The 17,778-nt window shown below is 65.9% G+C and carries 17 protein-coding genes; all 17 read left to right on the top strand.

All coding sequences use genetic code 11. The features are described from left to right. The first annotated feature begins 103 nt into the window (after positions 1-103). Entirely contained in the window at positions 104-871 is a 768-nt protein-coding gene (locus HBE64_RS16685) for an enoyl-CoA hydratase/isomerase family protein (protein ID WP_167104446.1), read from the top strand. Next, positions 868-1,668, top strand: a complete 801-nt coding sequence (locus HBE64_RS16680; protein WP_167104443.1) for an enoyl-CoA hydratase/isomerase family protein — start codon at positions 868-870, stop codon at positions 1,666-1,668. The genes HBE64_RS16685 and HBE64_RS16680 overlap by 4 nt, the downstream gene beginning before the upstream one ends. Next, on the top strand, positions 1,665-2,450 hold the full coding sequence (locus tag HBE64_RS16675; protein ID WP_167104440.1) for an enoyl-CoA hydratase/isomerase family protein: 786 nt from the start codon (positions 1,665-1,667) through the stop codon (positions 2,448-2,450). Before HBE64_RS16680 ends, HBE64_RS16675 begins: the two co-directional genes overlap by 4 nt. After that, entirely contained in the window at positions 2,447-3,715 is a 1,269-nt protein-coding gene (locus tag HBE64_RS16670) for a Rieske 2Fe-2S domain-containing protein (RefSeq protein WP_167104437.1), read from the top strand. The genes HBE64_RS16675 and HBE64_RS16670 overlap by 4 nt, the downstream gene beginning before the upstream one ends. A 2-nt stretch (positions 3,716-3,717) precedes the next feature. Beyond that, positions 3,718-4,242, top strand: a complete 525-nt coding sequence (locus HBE64_RS16665) for an aromatic-ring-hydroxylating dioxygenase subunit beta (RefSeq protein WP_167104433.1) — start codon at positions 3,718-3,720, stop codon at positions 4,240-4,242. 8 nt (positions 4,243-4,250) lie between these two features. Then, positions 4,251-4,475, top strand: coding sequence for a hypothetical protein (locus tag HBE64_RS16660; RefSeq protein ID WP_167104430.1), 225 nt, complete (start codon positions 4,251-4,253; stop codon positions 4,473-4,475). Continuing rightward, positions 4,472-5,680 (top strand): acetyl-CoA C-acetyltransferase, encoded by a 1,209-nt coding sequence (locus HBE64_RS16655; protein ID WP_167104427.1) that lies wholly within the window; start codon positions 4,472-4,474, stop codon positions 5,678-5,680. The genes HBE64_RS16660 and HBE64_RS16655 overlap by 4 nt, the downstream gene beginning before the upstream one ends. Beyond that, complete coding sequence (locus HBE64_RS16650) at positions 5,677-7,032, top strand: zinc ribbon domain-containing protein (RefSeq protein ID WP_243841349.1); 1,356 nt, start codon at positions 5,677-5,679, stop codon at positions 7,030-7,032. The genes HBE64_RS16655 and HBE64_RS16650 overlap by 4 nt, the downstream gene beginning before the upstream one ends. Further along, complete coding sequence (locus HBE64_RS16645; RefSeq protein WP_167104421.1) at positions 7,022-8,224, top strand: acetyl-CoA acetyltransferase; 1,203 nt, start codon at positions 7,022-7,024, stop codon at positions 8,222-8,224. Before HBE64_RS16650 ends, HBE64_RS16645 begins: the two co-directional genes overlap by 11 nt. Positions 8,225-8,258: 34 nt before the next feature. Further along, positions 8,259-9,119 (top strand): SDR family oxidoreductase, encoded by an 861-nt coding sequence (locus HBE64_RS16640; RefSeq protein WP_167104418.1) that lies wholly within the window; start codon positions 8,259-8,261, stop codon positions 9,117-9,119. Continuing rightward, positions 9,116-10,732, top strand: a complete 1,617-nt coding sequence (locus HBE64_RS16635; protein WP_167104415.1) for a class I adenylate-forming enzyme family protein — start codon at positions 9,116-9,118, stop codon at positions 10,730-10,732. The genes HBE64_RS16640 and HBE64_RS16635 overlap by 4 nt, the downstream gene beginning before the upstream one ends. 59 nt (positions 10,733-10,791) lie before the next feature. Beyond that, positions 10,792-12,417 (top strand): class I adenylate-forming enzyme family protein, encoded by a 1,626-nt coding sequence (locus tag HBE64_RS16630; protein ID WP_167109319.1) that lies wholly within the window; start codon positions 10,792-10,794, stop codon positions 12,415-12,417. Positions 12,418-12,570: 153 nt separating this feature from the next. After that, a complete protein-coding gene (locus HBE64_RS16625) occupies positions 12,571-13,779 on the top strand; it encodes an enoyl-CoA hydratase-related protein (protein WP_167104411.1) in 1,209 nt (402 codons plus the stop codon). A 4-nt stretch (positions 13,780-13,783) separates the two neighbouring features. Beyond that, on the top strand, positions 13,784-14,944 hold the full coding sequence (locus tag HBE64_RS16620) for an acyl-CoA dehydrogenase family protein (protein WP_167104408.1): 1,161 nt from the start codon (positions 13,784-13,786) through the stop codon (positions 14,942-14,944). 22 nt (positions 14,945-14,966) lie between these two features. Continuing rightward, positions 14,967-16,286, top strand: a complete 1,320-nt coding sequence (locus tag HBE64_RS16615) for an NAD(P)/FAD-dependent oxidoreductase (protein WP_167104405.1) — start codon at positions 14,967-14,969, stop codon at positions 16,284-16,286. Positions 16,287-16,288: 2 nt separating this feature from the next. Then, the gene (locus HBE64_RS16610; protein ID WP_243841348.1) at positions 16,289-16,999 is read left to right on the top strand and encodes a hypothetical protein; all 711 of its coding nucleotides are present in this window, start codon (positions 16,289-16,291) and stop codon (positions 16,997-16,999) included. Continuing rightward, positions 16,996-17,766 (top strand): hypothetical protein, encoded by a 771-nt coding sequence (locus tag HBE64_RS16605; protein WP_167104402.1) that lies wholly within the window; start codon positions 16,996-16,998, stop codon positions 17,764-17,766. The genes HBE64_RS16610 and HBE64_RS16605 overlap by 4 nt, the downstream gene beginning before the upstream one ends. Positions 17,767-17,778: the final 12 nt, after the last annotated feature.

Below are 17,778 nucleotides of genomic sequence, written 5' to 3'. Positions count from 1 at the left end.
CCTTCCCGGTAGGGGCGCACTTGAGGACACCCCCGAAGTTGGTTTAACCTAGATTAGAAATTCTGATTAGATTTGTCCATATCCGGCTGTTGAGGAGACCCAGATGAGCGTCACGACGTCGCTCGATGGTCACGTCGGGTCGATCACCCTGAACCGACCGGATCGGATGAACGCCATCACCGTCGATCTGGCACGCGCACTGCGGGACGCCATCGAGTCCCTCGGCTCGGATCCAGAGGTGAACGTGATCGTGATTCGGGGCAGCGGCGGAAACTTCTGCGCCGGCGGCGACTTCGAAGAGGTGCAACGACTTCGCGCCGAGGGTCCCGCAGCGCTGACCGAGCTGTTCGTGTCCTTCCGCGAGGGCTGTGACGCCATCGCGGGCGTCGAGGTCCCGGTGATCGCCGCCGTAGAGGGGGTGGCCGCCGCGGGCGGATTCGAGCTCATGCAGGCCGCCGACATCGTGGTGGTCAGCGACGACGCCCGCATCGCCGACAATCACATCAACTTCGGGATGATCCCTGGTGGCGGGAGCACGGCACGGTTGCCCCGCCTGGTCGGACGCCAGCAGGCGCTGGGTTTGTTGTTGTCCGGTGATCGGATCTCCGGTCTCGACGCGGTGCGACTGGGCTTGGCCTATCGCGCCTTTGCGCCCACGGAATTCGACGACGGCGTCCTGACATTCGTCGAGCGTCTCGCCGCGCGCAGCCGCGAGGCCGTCACCACGATCACACGACTCGTGCGTTGCGGACTCGACGGGCCGCTGTCGGCGGCCCTGGATGCCGAGCTGGCGGCCGTGGTCGATCACATCGCAGGGCAAGCCGGAACCAGTGGTGTCGCCGCGTTCCAGAACAGAGAGGTACGTACGTGAAGACTTCTGTCGAGGCCCCGGTGACCTTGGACATCGACGACGGCATCGCCCGACTCCGGTTGAACCGACCGGAGGCGTCAAACGGCCTCAACGTGGAACTTCTCAAGGCGCTACACGAAGCAATCCTGTCCTGTCACGCTGATCCTTCGGTGCGCGTCGTCGTGCTGACGGGGGAGGGGCGCAACTTCTGCGCCGGCGGCGACGTCAAGACCTTCGAATCCAAAGGCGCTGATCTGCCGGACTATCTGCGCGAGGCCACGGCCTGGTTGCAACTGGCGACGGCTGCGCTCATCCAACTGCGCGCTCCGGTGATCACAGCCGTACAAGGTTTCGCTGCAGGCGGGGGCGGACTTGGCCTGGTCTGCAGTTCCGACATCGTGGTCGCTGCGCGGTCGGCGAAGTTCTTCTCCGGTGCCGTGCGCGTCGGTATGGCACCTGACGGTGGCTCGTCAGTGACGTTGACACAGCTTGTCGGATTGCGGCAGGCGCTGCGGATCCTGCTGACCAATCCGACCTTGAGTGCCGATGAAGCCGAGGCGATCGGGCTGGTGACCGAGGTCGTCGACGATGACAGTCTTTCTGCACGAACAGAACACATTGCCGGCGAACTCGCGAGCCTTCCCGCGCAGGCGCTTTCGGCTACCAAACGACTGGTCTGGAGCGGGGTGGGCCAATCGGTGGAACAGCGGCTGGCTGAGGAGGCGCGTACAGTCTCCGAGCTGTCCGGGACCGCTGATGCCATCGAGGGTCTGCGTGCGGTCATCGAGCGCCGCCCGCCGAGGTTCGGAAGCCGATGACGATTCTGGTCGACGATCTCGGCGCGGTGCGTGCCATCACGCTCAACCGTCCCGAGGTCCGCAATGCCATCGACCTGCCGCTACGCGTGGAGTTGGCCGAAGCCCTCGAGGCCGCCGACGCGGATCCGACGGTGCGCGCGATCGTCATCACCGGCGCCGGCGGGGCGTTCTGCTCCGGGGGCGACATCGCCACCATGGCACGCATGCCGGCACCGCAGGCGCTGGACCGAATCAACATGGCGCAGCGGGTGATCCGGGCGATCTGGACTACCCCGAAGCCTGTTGTCGCCGCGGTCGAGGGACCTGCCTTCGGTGCAGGACTGGCATTGGCCGCCGCGTGTGACCGGGTCGTCGCGGCCCGCGACGCTCGGCTGTCTCCCACCTTCACCAACGTCGGCTTGGCCGGAGACATGGGTACCTATGTCTCGCTGCCGGCACGTATCGGAGTGGCGCGAACTCGGCGGCTGCTCATGATGCCGACGCCGGTCAGCACCGACCAGGCGCTGGAGTGGGGACTGGTCGACGTCGTCTGCGAGCCGGGCTGCGCCATGGCGGTCGCGCTTGCCGACGCGGCCACCCTGGCTCGACGACCGGCCCGAGCACTCGGCGTGATCAAGTCCATGCTCGCTGTCGCACCCACCCTGCACCCGCTGGACCTGCTCGACCGAGAGGCCCACGAGCAGGCGAATCTCTTCGACAGCGAGGACTTCGCCGAAGCTGTCGCCGCGTTCGCCGCCAAGCGAACCCCGGTGTTCGGAACCCGAGAAGGAGAGCAACGATGACTTCTGTGGTCGATCCGGTAACCGATGCCGGCAGCCGCTACGACGCGCTGATCCAGAGAGACAGGGTGCACGGGTCGCTGTATACCGAGCCGACCGTGTTCGCTGAGGAGCTGCGCAAGATCTGGTACCGCAGCTGGGTGTTCGTCGGCCACGAGAGCGAGGTTGCCAGGCCCAACGACTACGTGCGCAAGAAGCTCGGGCTGCAGGACGTCGTGATGACACGTGATCGGGACGGGCAGATCCACCTACTGCTGAATCGCTGCAGTCACCGGGGCAATCAAGTCTGCGATGCGGCCAAAGGGAACTCGAGCACGTTCCGCTGCCCGTTCCACGGCTGGACGTTCCGCAACACCGGTGACCTGATCGGGTTCCCGTTCTTCAAGGGCTACGGGCAACGGCAGATGGACATGCCGATGGCTCGAGTTCCCCGCGTGGACTCCTACGGAGGGTTCGTCTTCGGCAGCTTCGCCCACGACGGTCCCACCTTGCGCGAGCACCTCGGAGCGGCAGCAGGGGAGATCGACCGACTCTGCCGGCTATCGCCCGAAGGTGAGGTTCGCCTCGATGCCGGCTGGCTCCAGCATCAGACCGAAGCGAACTGGAAACTCGTGGTGGAGAACGAAACCGACGGCTACCACCCGCAGTTCGTCCACGGTGCGATCCTCGGTGTCACGAACTCACCGATCGGGCCGCTCTACAGCGACGCCTCCAGCGCGGTCACCCGCGATTTGGGGAACGGCCACAGCGAGAATGATCTGCGGCCGGAGTTCCGCAAGTTCGCCACGCCGATGCGCTGGTTCGGTACCACCGAATCGCGCGTACCCGATTACGTTGCGGCGATGCGGAGCCGGTACGGAGAACGTGCCGAGCAGATCCTCATCGAGGGAGCTCCGCACGTGATGATCTTCCCGAATCTGTTCATTGCCGAGATCCAGGTTTTCAACCTGCAACCCGTCTCGGTACAGCAGTGCGTCCAGTACTCGACTGCCGTGCAGTTCGGCGGGGCGCCGGACCTCAACAAGCGAATGGTGTCGCAGTGCCTGGCATCGGTCGGACCAGCAGGCATGCTGCTGGCCGACGACACCGAGATGTACGAGCGCAATCAGCAAGGTCTGCAGGCGTTGGACCCGGAGTGGCTCGACGTCCGGCGGGGGCTCAACCGTGAGCAGGTGGACCAGGACGGTTTCACCGTCGGAACCAACACCGACGAGACGGGTATGCGGGCCTTCTGGTCGCACTACAAGAGCTTGATGGAACAGGACTGACCATGAGCACCGCCGTGTATGACGCCCTGCCGTTGCCAGACGCACTGGACAAGGATCGCGTCGAGCAGTTCCTGTACCGGGAAGCCCGGCACGCCGACGAGAACGACTACGACGCCTGGGAGGCGTTGTGGACCGACGACGCTCTGTACTGGGTTCCGGCCAACGGATCCGAGACGGATCCGGCCAGGGAGATGTCGATCATCTATGACAACCGCAGCCGCATCGGCACCCGGCTGAGTCAGATTCGAACCGGCAGGCGGTATGCCCAGGCGCCCCCCTCGAACATGCGAAGGCTGTTGTCCAACATCGAGTTCCTCTGCGGCCGGCCAAATCCCCTCGGGGGAGTGGACATCGAAGTGGGCGCCAACTTCCTGATGGTCGAGTCGCGCGCGCGGGGCACACACCTGTGGGGCGGGCGCATCATCTACCGGGTCCGGGACACCGCAGCCGGTCTACGCCTGTCCTACAAGAAGGTGATCCTGGTCGACAATGACAAGCCCCTGCCCACCATCGGTTTCCTGATGTGAGCGGGGCAATGGAGTTGCCGAGCACTTCGCACGTCGTCTTCAGCGAGTTCGCCAAGGTCTCGATACGGGTGGACCTCGACGCGAACGGACCTCGCCTGCGGCTGGAGGATCTCCACACAGGACGGATCCGCTTTCTGGATGCGCTGGAACTGGAGACCCTCATCTGGCTGCCCGAGGAACGTTTGACGGCGCTGCTCGACCCGTCTGCCAGTCGGTGGAGGGGTGAGGCGTGAGACGTGCCGCAATTGTCGCCCCGCTGCGCACGGCAGTCGGCACCTTCGGCGGATCGCTGCGGCCGAGCAGAGCCGAGGATCTCGCTGCCGCGGTGACGCGGGCTGTCGTGGCGGCCAGCGGTGTTGATCCCTCGCTCATCGAGGACGTCGTATTCGCACAGTCCTACGCCAACTCCGAGGCGCCCTGCATCGGCCGGTGGGTGGCACTGCACGCAGGCCTGCCGATCACCGTGCCGGGGCTGCAGATCGACCGGCGCTGCGGTGGAGGACTGCAAGCGGTGATCACCGCCGCGATGACGGTGCAGACCGGTGCCGCCGATGTAGTGATCGCGGGCGGAGCCGAATCGATGAGCAACATCGAGCACTACAGCACAACGGCACGATGGGGTTCGAGGTCGGGCAATCAGGTCCTCTACGACCGGCTGGACCGGGGCCGCGAAATGTCACAGCCGAGTTGGCGATTCGGGCCGATCAGCGGAATGATCGAGACCGCCGAGAATCTGGCGCGCGACTACGGCATCAGACGCCAATCCGCCGACGAGTTCGCTGTCCGCAGCCACCGACGCGCCGCCGCGGCGCAGCGTGCCGGCGCGTTCGACAACGAGATCGTGCCCGTCGAGGTACCCCAACGACGTGGCGACCCGCTCACCTTCGACAGTGACGAGGGTGTGCGCCCGGACACCACCATCGAGACGCTGGCCCGGTTGCGCGCCGTAGTGCCCGACGGCACGGTGACGGCGGGGAACTCCAGCCAGCAGAACGATGCGGCGGCGGCGTGCCTGGTTGTCGCCGAGGACCGCCTCGATGATCTCGGGCTGGAGCCCATCGGATTTCTCGAAGGATGGGCTGCGGTGGGCTGTGAACCGTCGCGGATGGGTATCGGGCCGGTGGGTGCGGTCGAGAAGCTCTTCTCGAAAACCCGATTCCTCATCGATGACATGGACCTGATCGAGATCAACGAAGCGTTCGCCGTCCAGGTGCTGGCGGTTCTGAGCGGGTTGGACGTCAAGCTGGACGACGTCGAAGACCGGCTCAACGTCAACGGATCGGGAATATCGTTGGGTCATCCCATCGCCGCAACCGGCGTACGGATCATGACCACCATGCTGCACGAATTACGGCGCCGCGGTGGTGGATTCGGGCTGGAGACGATGTGTATCGGTGGCGGACAGGGCCTGGCCGCCGTCTTCGAGGGAGTGTCGTGATGGCGGGATTGCTGGCGTATGCGAGCTATCTGCCGCGGTTCCGGCTCGCCGGGGCCGACATCGGCCTGGCCAAGACGGACCGCGTCGTGGCGGGCTACGACGAGGACTCCACCACCATGGCGGTGGCCGCAGCGGTCGACGCGCTTCGTGGTCAGGTGGCCCCGTCGGCGATCTACTTCGCCACATCCAGCCCCGCGTACGCCGACAAGACCAACGCCGCGGCCGTGCACGCTGCGCTGGATCTCTCGCCCGAGGTTTTCGCGGCGGACCTGTGCGGTTCCGGCCGTAGTGGATTCGCTGCGATCCGGGCGGCGGCCGCCGGCGGCGGACTCGCGGTATGCGCCGACGTCCGCGTCGGCCGCCCCGGCTCGGCGGACGAGAAACTCGGCGGTGACGGGGCCGCGGCACTTCTGTTCGGGGACGGTCCGCCGATCGCCGAGATTCTCGCGACGACCGCACTGACCGACGAGTTCCTCGACCGCTGGCGAATCCCCACCGAGGTCACCGGTCGGCAGTGGGAGGAACGGTTCGGCTACCAGCGTTACTCGGCGCTCGTGCGCGCCGCCACCGAGCAGGTATTGGATGCCGCCGGGGTGATCGAGGCAGACCACGTCGTTCTCGCCTGCCCCAATTCCGGCATCGTCAAGAATGCGGGGGCCTTACTGAAGGGCCGTAAGTCGATGCGATCCTCGCCGATCGGCCACAGCGGCGCCGCTGACGCCGCCATCGCGCTGTGCGATGCGCTCGACGTCGCCGATCCCGGCGACACCATCCTGGTCGTGTCGGCGACCGACGGGTGTGACGCAATGGTGTTGCGCGCCGAATCGGCGATCCACCGAGGCCGCCAGCAGCGCTCCGTTGCAGTCCAGCGGGCCGATGGCATCCCCGCCGACTACATGAAGTATCTGTCGTGGCGGGGACTTGTGGACTACGAGCCGCCCCGGCGCCCAGAACCTGACAAGCCAGCGGGGCCACCGTCCGCCCGGACCCAGGAGTGGAAGTTCGGTCTTATCGGAACTCGTTGTGAAAGCTGCGGTTTCGTCCATCTCCCGCCACTGAGGGTCTGCCGGGCGTGTGGGTCGTCAGAACCGATGAGCATGGTTCGCGTCGCTGAACTCGGTGCGACTGTGGTGACCAGTACCGTCGATCGCCTTGCCTACTCGCCGTCGCCGCCGATGGTGCAGGCCGTTGTCGACGTCGATGGTGGCGGACGTTTCACCGTCGAGATGGCCGATGTGGGCTCGAGCCCGCTCCAGGTCGGTGATCGGGTCGGCTTCTCGTTCCGGAAATTGTTCACCACGGACGGTGTGCACAACTACTTCTGGAAGGCGGTGCGCCACGATGTCCAGTAACGGAATCGCCGGGCGGGTTGCCGTTGTCGCTATGGGCTGCAGCCACTTCGGCGAGCGGTTCGACACATCCACCGAGGATCTCATCCTCGAGGCCCATCGTGAGTGCATGGCGTCGGCCGGCGGGCTCACCGGCGCCGACATCGATGCGTACTGGCTGGGCACACTGAGTTCCGGAATGTCGGGGCTGACGTTGAGCCGGGCACTGGGTAGCGACGACAAGCCGGTGACTCGCGTGGAGAACATGTGTGCCTCCGGCTCGGAGGCGTTCCGCAACGCGTGCTACGCCGTGGCGTCGGGTGCCTACGACATCGTCATGGCGGTCGGTGTCGAAAAGCTCAAAGACTCCGGCTTTTCCGGTCTGCTGCGTCAGGACCCGCCGGCAGACGGGACGGCGGCCGAGCTGTCGATGACGGCGCCGGCGGCCTTCTCGCTCCTGGATCCCGCCTACTGTGCGCGGTTCGGTGTGCACCCCGACGAGATGCGTGCCGCAATGACACACGTGGCCTGGAAGAACCATGACAACGGGTCTCGTAACCCCAAGGCGCAGTTCCGTAAGGCGGTCGCCAAGGAGGCCATCGATCGGGCACCAAAGGTCGCCGGCCGCCTCGGTGTCTATGACTGCTCGGGTGTTGCCGACGGTGCCGCCTGCGCGATCATCGTCCCCGCCGAGCGGGCCCACGAATTCACCGACACCCCAATGTATGTCAGTGCGCTGTCCCTGATCGCCGGATCGGCCCGCGGCGCCACCGACCCCGGCTACGACTTCACCACCTTCCCGGAAGTCGTGCGCTCGGCCAAGGATGCCTATTCCCAGGCCGGTATCGACAACCCCCCGGCTCAACTGTCGCTGGCCGAGGTCCACGACTGCTTCACACCGACCGAGATCGTCCTGATGGAGGATCTGGGATTCTCGGACGAAGGGCGGGCGTGGAAGGACGTACTCGGGGGTGACTTCGACGCGGGCGGACGGTTGCCGGTGAACCCCGACGGTGGGCTGAAGAGCTTCGGGCACCCGGTCGGCGCCAGTGGGCTGCGGATGCTCTACGAAGCATGGCTGCAGTTCCGCGGGGAAGCCGGGGACCGCCAACTGCCCGACCCGCACACGGCGCTGACCCACAATCTCGGCGGTCGGCCAGGTGGTTGCGTGTCATTCGTGTCGATCGTGTCGAGCGAACGCCGTTGCGGCGCTTGAAAACCGAGAAGCTGGAGAGGGTTGGGAGAGGGTAATGGCTGGAGTACAGGACAAGGTCGTCATCGTCACCGGTGCCGGAGGAGGGCTCGGACGAGAGTACGCGCGCTTCCTCGCCGCCAATGGTGCGCTCGTCGTGGTCAACGATCTGGGCGGTTCGCGTGACGGATCGGGATCGGGTACTTCGATGGCCGACGCGGTCGTCGACGAGATCCGTGCGGCCGGCGGCCGGGCCGTCGCCAACTACTCCTCGGTGGCCACCGCCGACGGGGCCGCCGCGATCGTCGAGACCGCGCTTGCCGAGTTCGGCGCCGTTCACGGTGTGGTCAGCAACGCAGGAATCCTGCGCGACGGTGCTTTCCACAAAATGACCCAGGAGAGCTGGGATGCGGTGTTGCAGGTGCACCTCGACGGGGGCTATCACATCACCCGGGCGGCCTGGCCGCATATGCGGGAGCAGAACTTCGGCCGGGTCGTCGTCGCCACGTCCACCAGTGGCCTGTACGGGAATTTCGGACAGGCCAACTACGGCGCGGCCAAGGCGGGGCTTGTCGGGCTGATCAACACCCTTGCGATCGAAGGCGCCAAATACAACATCACGGCCAACGCCGTCGCACCCCTGGCAGCCACCCGGATGACCGCTGACGTCGCGCCGCAGGAGGTTCTCGAAAAGTTGGATCCCGCCCTCGTCGCGCCGGCGGTCGGCTACCTCGTGTCCGAGCACAACCATGACACCGGTTCGGTGTTCGTCGTGGGCGGCGGACTGGTGCAGCGGGTCGCCCAGTTCCAGAACGACGGCGTCACCTTCACCACGGCGCCCACCCTTGAGCAACTCACCGAGCGCTGGTCGCAGATCAGTGACATGAGCCAGGCGAAGCTGGGCACGAACCCGGTATGACCCGGGGCCTTGCGCGCGCGTACTGGGAGGCCGACCGCTCCACCGAGCTGGTCGACCTCACGGTGGGCCAACTGCTGGCCGACCGCGCAGGCGGCCATCCACAGCGCGTCGCCGTCGTCGGAGTCCGCCATGGCACTTCGACATCGGCGAGATTGACCTATCACGAGGTTCTCGACGAGTCATGCCGGGTGGCAACGGCATTGGCACGGCTGGCCGAGCGGGGTAGCCGCATCGCCCTGTGGGCGCCCAATGTGCTCGAGTGGCCGATCATCCAGTACGGCGCGGCATTGGCCGGCATGGTGCTCGTCGCGCTCAACCCGGCCTTGCCTGAGGACGACCTGTTCTACGCGGTGTCGCATTCCGGGTCGACGGTGCTGATCCATGCCGACAGCTATCGCGACTATGCGATGGCCGAGGTGGCCGCTCGGGTTGGTGCCCGGATCGCCGGTCTCCGCTGCATCTCGTTGTCCGAGACGTCGGCGTGGCGCAGCGAGTCGGCAGATTCCGACAGGGTCCTCGGTGATGCACCGACATGCTCTGACACGATCGCCATGCTGCAATACACCTCAGGCACCACGGGACGGCCCAAAGGCGTTGTGCTCAAGCACCACTCACTGGTCAACGTCGCCAAACTGACTCTCGAGGCTGTTGGCGGGCCCGATCGCCCGGTGTGTCTGAATCCGCTGCCCTTGTTTCACACGGCCGGTTGTGTGATCGGCACCCTCGGCCCGTTGTGGGCCGCCGGCACCATCGTGCTGGTCGAGCAGTTCGCACCCGGCCCGGTACTCGACGCATTGCGCGACGAAGCCGTCGACGTCCTGTTCTACGTTCCTGCCGTGTTGTCGGCGTTGGTCGACTATCAGCGAACCAGCGATCGTGAACCCCCGCAGCTTTCGGTGATCATGGGTGGGGCAGCGCCCGTGGATGGCAGCCTCATCGACGCGGCGACCGGCCTGTTCGGCGCCCAGGTATACAACCTCTACGGGCAGACCGAGCTGGCACCGGTACTGACGCTGACTCGGCCCGGCGACAGCCCTGAGGACCGTCACGACACGGTGGGCCGTCCCTTGCCGCAGGTGGATTGCAAGATCACCGACCCCGGCACGGGCCAGGTGGCGCGCGTCGGTGAGGTCGGGGAGATCTGCGCACGCGGCTACCAACAGTTCGTCGGTTACCTGCACGATCCCGAGGCCACCGCGGCGGCGCTGGATCCGGACGGGTTCGTGCGGACCGGCGATCTCGGCACCATGGATGACCGCGGCTACCTGAGGATCACCGGACGCCTCAAGGAGATCATCATCCGCGGCGGCGAGAACATCGCCCCCGCGCGTATCGAGCGCATCCTTGCCGAGCACGATTCGGTGCTCGATGCCGTCGTGGTCGGGTTGCCCGACGATCGTCTCGGGGAGATCGTCGCGGCGGTGGTGACCACCGAGAGCGCCGCGGCGGGGCTCAAGGATGACTTGGTCAGCCACGCGCGCACCAGGCTGGCCCGGCATGAGGTTCCGGCGCACTGGTATGTCGCCACCCACCTCCCCGTCACACCGACCGGCAAGGTCCAGCGATTCGCGGTGCGCGATGCAATTCTGCAGGGCCGGATCGACGAGCTGTGAGCACCGGCATCGGCCCGCGGCGGGAGGCCCTACGGGCGCAGTTCCCGCGGTGGCTGCCCATGACCCTGGCCGACTGGCTTGATGCCTGCGCCCGGCGTTTCGCCGACCGCCCCTTCGTGATCACCGAGGATGTGACGCTGACCTACCGGCAGGTGGCCGATGAATCCGCCCGGCTGGCGTCCGGTCTGGCCGGCCTCGGTGTCGAGCCGGGCGACCGCGTCGGGATGGTGATGGCCAACCGGGCCGAGTTCGTCACGGTGAAGTTCGCCATCGCGCGACTCGGGGCGATCGCGGTTCCGTTCAACTATCTCTACCGCGAAGATGAGTTGCGCCATGTACTGGCCGATTCCGCGTGCCGGATCCTTGTGACGATGAGCCGATTCGGCCACCTCGACTACACGTCGATGCTCGACTCGATCATCGCTGGATGGGACCGGCCGGGGTTCATCGATCGGCCGGTCAGCGCCGACGACCCGCTCCCGTCGCTGCGCTCAGTGATCATGACCGACGGTGTCGATGAGCGCCCCCACGTAACGTGCCTGGACGGCCTCCGCGGTTCGAGGCATGTGTCGCGGCCGATCGCACCCAGTTCCCCGGCCGACATGCTCTATACCTCCGGTAGTACAGGTTTCCCCAAGGGCGTCGTGACTTCCCACGACGCAGTGCTTCGCAACGCCTACGCGTCCGCGCTCACCAGGGCCTACGAGGATGGCCGGCGGATTCTGTTCTCGCTACCCAGCTATCACATGTTCGCCTACATCGAGGGTCTGTTGTCGGCGATGTTCGCCGGAGGTGCGGTGGTCCTGCTGTCGGCGTTCAGCCCGGAAGGCTACTTCTCGGGAATTGCCGAGCACGGCGCGACCGACATCCTGTGTGTTCCGACGATGGCGCTGGCGATGGTGGAGAGTCCGGCGCGCCGGGATTTCGATCTGGGTTCGCTCCGTGCCGCCCTGTGCGGATCCGCGCCGGCGCCGATCCGGCTGTGGCAGCAGATTCGAGATGAACTCGGCGTCAGTGAGATCGTCACGGGATACGGCATGACCGAGTGCGGCGGAGCGATGACGCTGACCTTGCCCGAGGACCCGCTGACCCGCTGCGCGGACACCGTAGGCCGGCCCAAGTTGGCAGGCGCGGCCGGCGTCGGTGAAACCGATTCCCTGGTGCGCTACGAGACCGCAGATCCGCTGACCGGAGCACGGCTACCGCCGGGGGAGCCGGGGGAACTCATCTCGCAGGGCCCCACCACGATGCTGGGGTACTGGAACCGGCCCGCGGACACCGCCGCAGCGCTTCGTGATGGCTGGCTGCACTCCGGTGACATCGGTTGCGTGGGGTCCGATGGGTACCTGCGCATCACGGGGCGTAGCAAGGAGCTCTACAAGAGCGGCGGCGAACTGGTCATGCCCAAGGAGATCGAAGACCTGCTCGGCTCCTTCGAGGACATCAGCCAGGTGTTCGTAATCGGACTCGCCGACGATCATTGGGGGGAAATCGGCTGCGCTGTCGTGGTTCCCGCACCCGGAGCCGTCTTGACCGCCGACGAGGTCATCGCGCGATGCCGCGCGGGACTGGCCCGTTTCAAGGTTCCCAAGAGGGTGGTGTTCTGCGCGGCCGACGAGCTTCCGGCGACCGCGACCGGCAAGGTGCAGAAGTTCCGCCTTGCCGCACACATCGAAGGGCGCTGAAGCCAGTCGCCACCGGCGCATCCGCGGAAAGAATTTAATAGCAGATAGAAAACTGTGTTAATCTGCGGTCTAGAGCGTTGAGTACCTGCCTGTCCTCGAGTTGAATGCAGATTAAATAATGTGCGTCTCGACTCGCCCGAAGAAGGGGCATCCATGTCCGAGGTATCCCGCGACGCCCGCGTCGTGGCGGTCCAGAATCTCTACGACGCACTGGCGACCGGTGACCGCGGGACGATCGATCAGCTGCTGCATCCCGACTTCGTCGGACACGCTGCCGAAGGTCTCCCGCTGGGCATGGGCGGGCGGCATATCGGGCCGGAATCGATGCGTACCAACCTGTGGTGGCGGATCGGTGAGCACTTCATCGCCCGTGCCATCGCCAGTGACTTCCAGATTCTCGGTGACGGCCGCCTCATGGTGATCGGGCGCTACCGCGGAACCGCCCGGCGCAGCGGCCACCAGCTCGATGCCGAGTTCGTCCATCTCTTCGAGTTCTCACCTGACGGACGAATCACGACGCTGCACCAGCTCACCGACACCGCGGCCTGGCATGCGGCCCTTGACGATCCGTCGCGCTTGGAGACGATCGACTACGGCGTCGACAGCGGGGTGGCCACGGTATGTCTGCACCGGCCCGCCGAACGCAACGCCATAAATCTGCGGGTTGCCCAAGACACGCTGGCCGTCGCCCGCCGCATCGCCGCGGACGCGACGGTACGGTCCGTGCTGATCTGTGGAGACGGCCCCGCCTTGACGATCGGCGGCGATATCGGCTTCTTCCTCGACGGGGGACGAGAACACTTCGGTGAGCTCTTCGTCGAGATGACCACGCCTTTCCACGAGGCATTCGCCATTCTCAGCAGGCTCGACGTGCCGATCGTCACCGCCGCACACGGGGCGGTGGCCGGCGGCGGACTCGGCTACGTCTACGCCGCCGATCTCGTCGTCGCTGCCGAGGGAACCCGCTTCGTCACCGCCTTCGCGGGTCTCGCGGTGTCGGGCGACGGTGGCGGAACGTGGCACCTGCCCCGGCTCATCGGCGCTCGCCGGGCCGCAGCCGCCTACTTGCGCAACACCCCGATCAGCGCCGAGGAGGCGCTGGACTGGGGCTTGATCAACGAGATCGTCCCCGGCGACGAGCTGCGCCGGCGAGCCACCGACCTGGCCCACGAGCTGGCGCAAGGCCCGACGACGGCATTCGCCACCATGCGCCGGTTGTTGCGCGACTCGTGGCATCGCGACCTGCCCGCACAACTCGTCGCCGAAACCCACGGACTGCGGCTGACCGGCGACAGCCGTGACGCGGCCGCAGCCATCGCCGCGTTCGCCGCCAGGACCACCCCTGGATACACCGGAAGGTAGCCAAATGTCAGGACTGATCCACGATTCCGCCGAACACAGTGCCATTCGGGCGACTGTCGCCGCCATCGCCGATCGTTATGGCCCGCAATATTTCCTCGACCGCGCCCGCAGTGGTGGCGGCATCGAGGAACTCTGGAAAGACCTCGGTGCGGCCGGCCTGCTGGGCGTGCACCTGCCCGAGGAATACGGCGGCGGGGGAGGGGGAATGGCCGAGGCCGTCGTCGTGGTCGAGGAGCTCGCCGCGCACGGCATGCCCCTGTTGATCTGGGTGATCTCGCCCGCCATCTGCGGAAGCATCCTGGCTCACCATGGATCTGAGGAGATGAAGCGTCGCTGGCTGTCGGCGATCGCCGACGGTTCGCAGAAGATGGCCTTCGGGCTCACCGAACCTGATGCCGGCTCCAACAGTCACAACGTCAAAACCACCGCACGGCGCACCAATTCGGGCTGGTCGATCTCCGGTGCGAAGTACTACATCTCGGCGGTCGATCAGGCCGACGCCATCCTGCTGGTCACGCGCGATGCCGACGAGTCGACGCCGGAGAAGCCCCGGCTGTCGCTGTTCGTCGTGCCGACCGACGCGCCAGGGCTCAGTTTCCAGCAGATCGACACATCGATTGTCTCGCCCGACCAGCAGTTCACCCTATTCCTCGATGACGTCGAAGTCGGTGATGACGCCCTGATCGGCAGCGTGGGCAACGGGCTGCGACAGGTGTTCGACGGGCTGAACCCGGAGCGAATTCTGGTGGGCGCCTTGTGCGGTGGCATCGGCCGCTATGCCGTCGACAAGGCCGCGCTGTATGCCAATGAGCGCACCGTGTGGTCGACGCCGATCGGCACGCACCAGGGCGTCGCCCATCCGCTGGCGGAATGCCATATCAACGTCGAAGTCGGCCGGCTGGCCACCATGCGCAGCGCGGAGTTGTTCGACGCCGGTGAGTCGGCCGGCGAGGCTGCCAACATGGCGAAGTTCGCCGCATCGGAAGCCGCGCTGGCAGCCCTTGACCAAGCCATCCAGACACACGGCGGCAACGGGTTGTCCCATGAATACGGACTTTCCGAGCTGTGGTTCGTCACGCGGCTGATGCGGACGGCACCGGTCAGCCGCGAGATGGTGCTCAACTTCGTCGCCCAGACCTCACTGGGTCTACCCCGTTCCTACTGACGCCCCGACAGGAGAGATATCCATGACAACAACCGAGCAGGAATTCGACGTAATCGTGATCGGCGCCGGTGCGGGCGGGCTTTTTGCCGCGGCACGGCTGGCGCACAGTGGCTTTCGCACATTGGTGGTGGAGCGCTTGGACAAGGTCGGCGGACGGGCCTCCACCGACGACATCGACGGCTTCAAGGTCAACAACGGTGCGATCGTGATCGAGGTCGGCGGCATCACCCAGCAGACATGCGAGGAAGTGGACGCGCCGTTCGACATCCGGGAGCCCAAACCGCCGCTGCTGTATCGCATCGGAGGGAAGGACGTCGACGTCACCGGCGGTGGCTGGGGTCTGTTGTTGGGCAAGCTGACCCGGCAGGGCGCCAAACTGGTGAAGGGAATCGGCGCTGCCCGCAGCGACTCGGGCTTGCCCGAAGACGAGATATCCACCGCGCAATGGGTCGCGAAGTACACCAAGAACGAAGGCGTGCACGGCATCTTCCGCAATATGTGTGCGTCGATCTTCGCGGTCGGCTCCGAAGACCTGCCCGCTCGGGTGTTCCTGACGTACTTCACCCGCAAGAGCGCATTCAAACGATTCGGCTTCCATCCTGAGGGAACCATCGGCATATGGAAGGGGCTGGCCGCCGCAGTCGAACGCGACGGCGGACAGGTGTGGTTGTCGACACCGGTGACGGGCATCGTCTCGGCGGACGGGGTCGTGGGCGGCATCGAGGCCGTTCGCGACGGCGTGCCGGTCACCGTGCACGCACCGATCGTGATCAGCGACGTCGGGCCCGCGGCGACCCTGACGCTGCTCGGCGCGGACGCGGTACCCGCCGAGTACCGCGACCTGGTCGAGCGCGGTGACCGGCCGACGGCGATGATCTCGGTAAACTTCGCCAGCACCGAGCCGCTGATCGCCGCCCCCGGCATGCTGAGTTTCGCGAAGTCGCGCCGGTTGGCCTACATCGCGAACTTCACCGACCTCTGTCCCGAGATGGCCCCGCCGGGCTGGCATCTCTACGTGGGGACCTCGGTTCCGCAGCCCTCCATCGGAGACTTCGACGAGGCGGCCGAGACCCAGCTGTTGCTCGACGACCTCCGTGACACCATCGAGGACTTCGACACTCGTGCAAGGATTCTCAACATTGCCGTCACGCGGGACGGCTGGCCGCCGCAGCGCGCGGTCGCCGGGTTCGATCTGCCCCACGAAACCCCGATCGAGGGGCTGTGGAACGTCGGCGACGCGGTCAAGGAGTATGCCAATGGCGGGACGACCGCCTGTGCGGAGACCGCCAAGCTCGTCGCGGACAAGATCGTCGCCAGTTATCGCCCGTCAGTGCGGAATTGACCGTGTCGGCGACGCTGAAGAGGTTATGTGCCTGGTCGGGGCCGGCCACCGTCGTGGTGACCCTGATCGGATGGCTCATCGCCGGCGTTCTGCCCCTGCCGCTGGGATCGTCGAGCACCACACAGGAGGTCGTGGACTTCTACGGCCATGACACCCGGGTGCTGATCGGCCTGGTGATCGCGCAACTCGGCATCTGTCTGGTGTTTCCCCTTATTGCGTTGATAGCACTGGCGATGCTGCGCATCGAGGGTCGCACACCGCTGCTGACGCTGGTCCAGGTCGTCACCGGTGCCGCCACCGGTGTCCTGCTGTTGGTTCCGATGCTGTTGATGGCCGTCATTGCGTTCCGGCCTGATCGCAATCCCGAACTGACGGTCACCCTCAACGACATAGCCTGGTTGCTTTTCCTTACGCCGATCGCGCCGTTCATGATTCAGAATGTCGCGATCGGTACCGCGATTTTGGGAGATAAGCGCTCGGTGCTGCCACGGTGGGTCGGCTACTTCAACTTCTGGGTGGCCGCGGCGTTCGTCCCGGACGTGCTGGCGTTCTTCTTCCACGCCGGACCGTTCTCGTGGCGGGGCGTTTTCGTGTTCTGGCTGGCGCTGTTCGCCTATGCCGCATTCCTCATCGTGATGGGCGTGGTGCTGCGGTCAGCGGATCTGGAGACCACGCCGACTTCCGAAGAGGCGACAAACAGGAGCGTCTCATGACCACAACCGCGCAGCCAGCGCAACAGCAGATGCAGGCGAAAACCGATTTCACGCTGCTGCGGGCCGCGCTGTGGTCGGTGTGCCTGTATGTCGGCTTCGGCCTGGTGGGATTCGCGGGCTTCGCCGGATTCTGGCCACCCCCGGGGGAGGACCTCGACGCTGCGAGTATCACTCAGTACTTCCAAACCCACGGCACCGCAATCCGAATCGGCATGGTCCTCATGGTCGTCGGCGCACCCTGCTACTACACCTGGAGTGTGGCGTTGTCGAAGATCATCAGCCGCATGGAAGGGCCGCTGGGGCCCCTGTCGTTGATCGAACTGGTCGGCGGCTTGATGACGGCCCTGGTGACCGCTGTTCCTGCCGTCGTCTGGCAGACTGCAACGTTCCGGTCGGAGGGCCGTTCACCGGAGACCGTGCAGACGCTGTACGACTTCGGCTGGCTCTTCTTCGATCTGACCTTCATGTTCTCGCTACTTCAGAGCGTGGCTGTGGGCCTCGCGATCCTCGGGGATCGTCGTGCGGAGCCGCTGTTCCCGCGGTGGGTCGGATACGTGTGCTTCCTGACCGCTGCGGTCTACGTTCCCCTGAGCATGGTGCCCTTCCTGCGAACCGGGCCCTTCGCATGGCATGGGCTGCTCAACTTCTGGGCTGTGTTCGTGATGTTCTTCGTGCTCATCGCGGTGCTCACGCCCTACGCATTTCGTGCGCTACGTCGGCTCGAGTGCGAACTGTCGGTGGGTGGCGGCAGCGAGTTACCGGCCTAGGGCGGCTGTTCG

The organism is Mycobacterium sp. DL592 (genome assembly GCF_011694515.1).
Classification (GTDB): Bacteria; Actinomycetota; Actinomycetes; order Mycobacteriales; family Mycobacteriaceae; genus Mycobacterium.
This window is presented reverse-complemented; position numbering and strand designations above follow the sequence as displayed.

What these genes read in the sequence shown, in the direction of transcription:
- HBE64_RS16685 (WP_167104446.1), top strand. Translation starts at nt 104, where the DNA reads ATGAGCGTCACGACGTCGCTCGATGGTCACGTCGGGTCGATCACCCTG.
- HBE64_RS16675 (WP_167104440.1), top strand. Translation starts at nt 1,665, where the DNA reads ATGACGATTCTGGTCGACGATCTCGGCGCGGTGCGTGCCATCACGCTC.
- HBE64_RS16670 (WP_167104437.1), top strand. Translation starts at nt 2,447, where the DNA reads ATGACTTCTGTGGTCGATCCGGTAACCGATGCCGGCAGCCGCTACGAC.
- HBE64_RS16665 (WP_167104433.1), top strand. Translation starts at nt 3,718, where the DNA reads ATGAGCACCGCCGTGTATGACGCCCTGCCGTTGCCAGACGCACTGGAC.
- HBE64_RS16660 (WP_167104430.1), top strand. Translation starts at nt 4,251, where the DNA reads ATGGAGTTGCCGAGCACTTCGCACGTCGTCTTCAGCGAGTTCGCCAAG.
- HBE64_RS16645 (WP_167104421.1), top strand. Translation starts at nt 7,022, where the DNA reads ATGTCCAGTAACGGAATCGCCGGGCGGGTTGCCGTTGTCGCTATGGGC.
- HBE64_RS16640 (WP_167104418.1), top strand. Translation starts at nt 8,259, where the DNA reads ATGGCTGGAGTACAGGACAAGGTCGTCATCGTCACCGGTGCCGGAGGA.
- HBE64_RS16635 (WP_167104415.1), top strand. Translation starts at nt 9,116, where the DNA reads ATGACCCGGGGCCTTGCGCGCGCGTACTGGGAGGCCGACCGCTCCACC.
- HBE64_RS16630 (WP_167109319.1), top strand. Translation starts at nt 10,792, where the DNA reads ATGACCCTGGCCGACTGGCTTGATGCCTGCGCCCGGCGTTTCGCCGAC.
- HBE64_RS16625 (WP_167104411.1), top strand. Translation starts at nt 12,571, where the DNA reads ATGTCCGAGGTATCCCGCGACGCCCGCGTCGTGGCGGTCCAGAATCTC.
- HBE64_RS16620 (WP_167104408.1), top strand. Translation starts at nt 13,784, where the DNA reads ATGTCAGGACTGATCCACGATTCCGCCGAACACAGTGCCATTCGGGCG.
- HBE64_RS16615 (WP_167104405.1), top strand. Translation starts at nt 14,967, where the DNA reads ATGACAACAACCGAGCAGGAATTCGACGTAATCGTGATCGGCGCCGGT.
- HBE64_RS16605 (WP_167104402.1), top strand. Translation starts at nt 16,996, where the DNA reads ATGACCACAACCGCGCAGCCAGCGCAACAGCAGATGCAGGCGAAAACC.